1 protein-coding gene is annotated in these 1,921 nt (G+C 70.6%); it reads right to left on the bottom strand.

The features are described from left to right. A partial coding sequence (dxs, locus tag FV222_RS24505) for a 1-deoxy-D-xylulose-5-phosphate synthase (RefSeq protein ID WP_246685643.1) occupies positions 1–1,913 on the bottom strand: 1,913 nt, incomplete at its 3' end. Positions 1,914–1,921: the final 8 nt, after the last annotated feature.

The raw sequence follows: 1,921 nt of genomic DNA, 5'->3' as shown, positions 1-1,921 counted from the left end.
CGCTCGGGCAGGATTTCCTCGACCTTTTTGACGATGCTGGCGGCGTCGAGGCCGGCTTCGGCGTACATCTTGTCGGGGCTGTCGTGGTCCTGGTAGGCGTCCGGCAGCGTCATCGTGCGGACCCGAAGCCGCATCGCGTCCAGCACCCCGCGCTCGGTGAGCAGGTGCAGCACCATCGCCCCGAACCCGCCGCGCGAGCCCTCCTCCAGGGTGATCAGCACCTCGTGGCTGGCCGCGAGGTCCAGGATCAGCGCTTCGTCGAGCGGCTTGGCGAAGCGCGCGTCCGCCACCGTCACCGCGATGCCGGCCGCCGACAGCGTCTCGGCCGCCTTCAGCGCCTCGCCCAGGCGCGTGCCGAGCGACAGCAGCGCCACCCGCGCATTCTCCGGCCGCGTCACGATCCGGCCGCGCCCGATCGCCAGCGGGACACCGACCTCCGGCATCTCGACGCCCACGCCCTCGCCGCGCGGGTAGCGCAGCGCGATCGGGCCGGAATCGTGCGCGTGGCAGGTCGCCACCATGTGCACCAGCTCGGCCTCGTCGGCCGCCGCCATCACCGTCATGTTCGGCAGGCAGCACAGATACGCCAGGTCGAACGCGCCCGCATGCGTCGCCCCGTCCGCCCCCACCAGGCCCGCCCGGTCGAGGGCGAAGCGAACGGGAAGGTTCTGCAGCGCCACGTCGTGGATGACCTGGTCGTAGGCCCGCTGCAGGAAGGTCGAGTAGATCGCCACGAACGGCTTGTAGCCCTCCGTCGCGAGACCTCCGGCGAACGTCACCGCATGCTGCTCGGCGATGCCCACGTCGAAGGTCCGGTCGGGATGCGCCTTGCCGAACAGGTCGATACCGGTGCCGCCCGGCATCGCCGCGGTGATCGCCACCACCTTCTCGTCGGCGTCCGCCGCCTTGATCAGGCTCTCGCCGAACACCCGCGTGTAGGCCGGCGCGTTGGCCTTGGCCTTGGTCTGCACCCCCGAGAGCACGTCGAACTTCACCACGCCGTGGTAGCGGTCGGCCGACGCCTCGGCCGGGGCGTAGCCCTTGCCCTTGCGCGTCACGACGTGCAGCAGGATCGGGCCCTGCTCGCTGTCGCGCACGTTCTTCAGCACCGGCAGCAGGTGGTCGAGGTTGTGCCCGTCCACCGGCCCGACGTAGTGGAAGCCCATCTCCTCGAACATCGTGCCCGAGCCGACGATCAGCCCGCGGGCGAACTCCTCGGCCTGCGCCGCACGCTGGTAGATCGCCTTCGGCAGCAGCTTGCCGAGCTGCTTGGCGGTCTCGCGCAGGCCGCGATACGCCCCGCCCGACGCCAGGCGCGCGAGGTAGGCCGACATCGCGCCGACAGGGGGCGCGATCGACATGTCGTTGTCGTTCAGGATCACGATCAGCCGCGAGTGCAGCGCGCCGGCGTTGTTCATCGCCTCGTAGGCCATGCCCGCCGACATCGAGCCGTCGCCGATCACCGCGATCATGTTGCGGCGCTTGGGCGCCTCGTGCCCGCGCGCCTTCTCGGCCGCCGCGTGGAGATCCCGCGCCACCGCCATGCCCAGCGCCGCCGAGATCGAGGTCGAGGAATGCGCCGCCCCGAACGGGTCGTACTCGCTCTCCGAGCGCTTGGTGAAGCCCGACAGCCCGCCGCCCTGCCGCAGCGTCCGCATCCGGTCGCGCCGGCCGGTCAGGATCTTGTGCGGGTAGGCCTGGTGCCCGACGTCCCACACGATCCGGTCGTCGGGCGTGTCGAACACGTGGTGCAACGCCACCGTCAGCTCGACCACCCCGAGCCCGGACCCGAGATGCCCGCCCGTCACCGACACGGTCTCGATCATCTCAGACCGAACCGCCTCCGCAACCGCCGGAAGGTCGCTCTCCGGCAACAGACGCAACGCAGACGTCTCAGACAAACCGTCCAAAATCGAGGGGG

The sequence above is a fragment of the Methylobacterium sp. WL103 genome (genome assembly GCF_008039885.1).
Classification (GTDB): Bacteria; Pseudomonadota; Alphaproteobacteria; order Rhizobiales; family Beijerinckiaceae; genus Methylobacterium; species Methylobacterium cerastii.
The sequence above is the reverse complement of the archived record's forward strand: the minus strand, read 5'-3'. Positions and strand labels throughout refer to the sequence as shown.